This is a genomic window from Photobacterium sp. OFAV2-7 (assembly GCF_022347985.1).
Taxonomy (GTDB): Bacteria; Pseudomonadota; Gammaproteobacteria; order Enterobacterales; family Vibrionaceae; genus Photobacterium.
In genome coordinates this window covers 1-4465 of record NZ_JAKRFQ010000405.1, presented here as the reverse complement: position 1 = coordinate 4465, position 4465 = coordinate 1, and the positions used below count along the sequence as shown (strand labels likewise).

The window sequence follows — 4465 nt, the reverse complement described above, 5'->3', positions numbered from 1 at the left end:
AAACTACTTGGGTCTCTTTCGTTTCGGTAACAAATAGCGCACAGTTCGCTTGAATATCTGCGGTTAGCTTAGTCATTCTATTCTCTCTTATCATTGGCCTAGTGGCTTACAGTCACGTCAAACGCATAATACAAGATATTATCAAGCGCCTGATGTCCACTAATAATACCAAACTTCTAACCACTCGCGTGATTTAAATCTTATCAATACAAGCATTACGGGCAGCTAGATCATATCCCGTCATCTATATTCTAATAATTGGGCGAATATCGATGTTCGCAATCGTTATACTTTACTCGTCGTTGTAATCCGTAGTCGAAGAGGGTATGGGCATGGCAACTGTTGATTGGCTGGATTACCTAAGTAACCAAAAGCTGTTACCCCCTCGCGCTCACTTAATCGAAGCTCACCAGTTTTTGGGCAATACCACCAAAGACCGGATAGCAGTTGACTGCGGCTGCGGAACAGGGCGAGATACGCTCTATCTGCTGGAACAAGACTATCAGGTCTATGCCTTTGATATTAATATAAAAAGTTTGGAAACCCTTTCAGAGCACCCTCTGGCCGCTTCGGCCCCTGCCCTGGATGTCCAGCTAAGCAGTTTTTCAGACTATGAATTTCCCCGCGCCCACCTGATCAATGCCAGTGCCTGCCTGTTTTTTTGCTCCCGCAACGAGTTTTACCAACTATGGCCGAACATACAGCAAAGCCTGTACAGCGGCGGGGTATTCTGCGGTCATTTTCTCGGTGTTGACGAAAACTGCAGCCATGAAGATCTACCGGTGCTGACCCATAGCAAAAGCGAATTGGAGCAACTCTTTTCACCTTTCTACGTCGTTTCATGGAAAGAGAAGCAAGAATACTCAGCCCAGCTCACCGGCGAACGGCGAGCCTGGCTTGTTCATACTATTATTGCGATGAAGAAATAATATTACCGCAATCCATTTTACTAAGTTATTTGTCATATAAATTACTTTATTCAACTCAGTTTCAGTGACAAAATAGCCCCTGACTTCTTATTTTCTCTGTCCTTGATACCGTTGGAACACCTGTATGCGATCTCACCGTGCCGGAAATGCGTTAGCTGCTTTTTCTTTTGTGCTCTGGGGCATCTTGCCGCTGTATTACCAATTTCTTCCTCAGGCTAATATCGATGAACTACTTGCCATGAGGATTATCTTCTCTGTACCGGTTATGCTGATTGTCATAACCATTCTGAGGCGCACCTTTCCTTCCCTGCATACAATATGGTCAGATAAGCGTTCGTTGGCTGCAACGACCATTGCCGCCACTATCATGTGTATATCATGGTATGCATTCACCTGGGCCATTACCCATGACCAAGTTCTTGCCGCGAGCCTGGGTTTCTTCATCAATCCTTTGTTTGCCATCGCACTCGGCGTCCTTTTTCTCAAAGAGCGATTGTCACATGCTCAGTCGGCTGCCGTCGTTCTGGCCATCGCAGGAATTGGCTACCAAGTCTGGCACTACGGTGAGCTGCCGTGGATCTCATTAATTATGGGGAGCTTTTTTGCCCTATACGGCTTATGTAAAAAATACATTCGCTATGATGCTCTGACTTCCGTTACTCTTGAAGCGGCTATCCTCGCCCCATTCGCCTTGTGCTTCATAATCGCCCAGGGCATATCCGGCAATAGCGTAGCCCTGTCATCAGGCTTTTCAACACTACTTCTATATATCGGATCGGCTCCTGTCACACTGGCACCACTGATTTTCTTTGCCTTGGCTATCAACCGTACCAGCCTCACGATGGTCGGTTTAATGCAGTACATAGAGCCGACGCTACAATTTCTGCTTGCCGTGTTCCTGTTCGGAGAGATTTTTGATGAGGTCAAAGCCATTAGCTTTAGCCTGATTTGGCTCGGTTTGTTTCTGTGCACGCTAGAAGCGTTACAGGGCATTTATAAAAATAAGTATGTTCATGCCGAGCAAACCGGCGTATAACGAATGCGCTGCCTTATAGCCTTTACAAGATCACATTAAGCGTCTGCTAAGGCTCGCTATCTCATCTGATACCCAAAGAGAACACTATGACGTCAGAAACAAAACAGCTTCAGCAACAGTTGGCAAAGTTTGCGGCAGACCGAAACTGGGAGCAGTTTCACTCGCCCAAAAACCTGGCCATGGCGTTAAGCGGCGAAGTGGGCGAACTAACTGAAATTTTCCAGTGGTTAACCCCCGAGCAAAGTGAACATCTGCCAGAAGCCAAGAAAGCACACCTTGAGGAAGAGATGGCCGATGTACTGATGTATTTACTTCGATTGGCAGACAAATGCGACATCGACCTTATGGCGGCTTGTCAGAACAAGCTGATCAAGAACGAGCAAAAATACCCTGTCGACAAGTGTTTCGGCAACGCTAAGAAGTACAACGAGCTCTAGGGTAGTACCATCGAGTCTGTTCTCAATTCTGCGTAAAATGAGTTGCTTACGGCATAGAAGGAACCATACTCGTAATATGGAATGATAAGAAATATCTATATCAAAGGAGCTGAAATGGATATCCACGAAGTCTTTAACGATAGTTATGCAAGGTGTAACCAGCATCCTCACTTCTTTGATATTTTCTACAATCTCTTTTGCCAGAAAGACGACAGGTTCCGAGAGATGTTTGCCGGTGTCGATATGCAAAAGCAAATATCAATGCTTAAAGCTTCAATTGTGATCATTTTGCTGGCTCCCGTGTCAGACTCAGCCCGAGAGTCCGTAAGATTCTTTGGCAAGCGTCACGGGCCTCAAGGAGTAGGTGTCAGCCCGCTGGATTACGAAACCTGGCTTGATTGTCTGTTGGAGACCGTCAACCAGTGTGATCCCAACTATACTTTTGAAGTCGATCTGGCATGGCGAGAATGCTTAAGGCTGGGTCTTGAGATCATGATAGAAGAGTGTGAAACATGACGGGCATCAGCTATGCCAACCGACTTAGGCTGCTCCTTATCATTGCCATAATACTTGCGATACTTACCTTTTATTTCTCACCCATTACCCAGAGCCGAAACTTTTATGATTATGCCGATCAACGCGCCTTCTTGGGGCTACCCAACTTCTTAAATGTAATCTCAAACCTCCCTTTTCTGTTGGTTGGTACCCTGGGTCTGAAACAATTTCACACCCATCACCTTAATGAAATTGAGCCAAGAATCCGTTTTCTCTATCCAAGCTTTTTTATCGGGTTAGTCGCCGCTTTTTTCGGTTCCAGCTACTATCACCTCGCCCCCAACGCATTTACCCTGATGGTGGATCGCATACCGATCACGATTGCCTTTATTTCCCTGTACTGCATTGTACTTAGCGAATATATAAAGCCAGTCTTCGGAAGACGTTTGTTCATTCCAGCGGCAGTATACGGTGTCCTCTCCGTCGTATATTGGTATGCGACTGATGTTATCAGCGGTAGGGGAGACTTATCAGCCTATGTACTGGTACAGGTGATCCCCATCATTCACTTACCGCTGATAATAGGCTTGTTTAAATCGCCTTTTAGTCACGGCAGATACTACCTATACGCGCTATTGGCTTATGTGCTTTCTAAGTGGGCGGAGTCAAATGATGAACAACTATATGCGCTGTTAGGCGGCTTCAGCGGTCATAGCGTCAAACATCTGCTGGCCGCGCTCGGAGGATATATGATCTATCTGGGCTGGATAAAACGCGTAAAGGATACAGAATCAGGGAGCTAATGCCTGCTCCCTCAGACTTGCACAAGGTTAACACCGGCGGGACTATTTTTCGCCAATTCCCCGGTGTTCTTTTTTAGCCAGGGTAATTTTGCCAAAACCCAGCTTCTTAAAATGGTTGTCTCTAAAATCTCTAACCGCCTTAGAGCCAGACGATACAGCTTCTACTTGCTGCTCCATCTTTAGAAACTCAGTCAAGTCAATACCTTCCGCGGCCGCAACGGCCTCATGGATAGAACGGTATTGATCATAAGAGAATGCCAGCTGTTTCTCTTGTTTCTTGTAAGTGTAGATAATGGTGCGTGACATAACGCCTCCAGCAGCAAAAAAATAGGTTGGGAATTTACCGTAACTCACCCGATGATGGAAGAGGGACGGCAATATTCAGTCAGTTTTCAGTATGAATCAGCGTGGCTATAACGCCATTATCAAAGATTCATGCACTCCCTTTTCCCAAAGTTATACACAGAAACAGTGGATAACTCACATAATTCACACCGATTTGATCACAAAAAATTAACAATCAAGCTCATCTGATTGAAAATAGTGAATAACTTGATTAGCACTCCCACGCCAAAGCAGCGACGGATCATGTTGTTCCTGGACAAACTTCCCGTCGACCAATGCGTCAATCAGATCAACTACCTCGCGCTGCGCGTCCGTTAACTCATCCAGTACATAACCAGTCCATAGCCAAATATCTTTGCCTGCACATTCTTGGCGGACACGCTGAACAAGCTTTAACACAGCTTCAAGATTGGCCGGATG

The 4465-nt window shown here is 45.8% G+C and carries 7 protein-coding genes; 5 read left to right on the top strand and 2 right to left on the bottom strand.

Translation table 11 applies throughout. The features are described 5' to 3' along the window. The first annotated feature begins 332 nt into the window (after positions 1-332). The 5 genes from MHN01_RS17745 to MHN01_RS17725 all read left to right on the top strand — a co-directional run bounded on the left by MHN01_RS17745 (position 333) and on the right by MHN01_RS17725 (position 3700). Entirely contained in the window at positions 333-929 is a 597-nt protein-coding gene (locus MHN01_RS17745; RefSeq protein ID WP_239412556.1) for a trans-aconitate 2-methyltransferase, read from the top strand. 124 nt (positions 930-1053) lie between these two features. Next, positions 1054-1965: an EamA family transporter RarD gene (rarD, locus tag MHN01_RS17740; RefSeq protein ID WP_239412555.1), complete on the top strand. Its 912-nt coding sequence runs from the start codon at positions 1054-1056 to the stop codon at positions 1963-1965. Between the two features lie 86 nt (positions 1966-2051). After that, on the top strand, positions 2052-2402 hold the full coding sequence (locus MHN01_RS17735) for a nucleotide pyrophosphohydrolase (RefSeq protein WP_239412554.1): 351 nt from the start codon (positions 2052-2054) through the stop codon (positions 2400-2402). 114 nt (positions 2403-2516) lie between these two features. Beyond that, on the top strand, positions 2517-2918 hold the full coding sequence (locus MHN01_RS17730) for a globin (protein ID WP_239412553.1): 402 nt from the start codon (positions 2517-2519) through the stop codon (positions 2916-2918). Next, a complete protein-coding gene (locus tag MHN01_RS17725; protein ID WP_239412552.1) occupies positions 2915-3700 on the top strand; it encodes a ceramidase in 786 nt (261 codons plus the stop codon). The genes MHN01_RS17730 and MHN01_RS17725 overlap by 4 nt, the downstream gene beginning before the upstream one ends. Before the next feature lie 42 nt (positions 3701-3742). On the opposite strand, the gene MHN01_RS17720 is transcribed toward MHN01_RS17725, so the two are convergent. Together MHN01_RS17720 and MHN01_RS17715 are read right to left on the bottom strand one after the other, a co-directional pair. Then, positions 3743-4006 (bottom strand): DUF2960 domain-containing protein, encoded by a 264-nt coding sequence (locus MHN01_RS17720; RefSeq protein ID WP_075767715.1) that lies wholly within the window; start codon positions 4004-4006, stop codon positions 3743-3745. A 207-nt stretch (positions 4007-4213) separates the two neighbouring features. Next, positions 4214-4465 (bottom strand): 4Fe-4S cluster-binding domain-containing protein (locus MHN01_RS17715; RefSeq protein WP_239412551.1); only part of this gene is annotated, 252 nt, incomplete at its 5' end.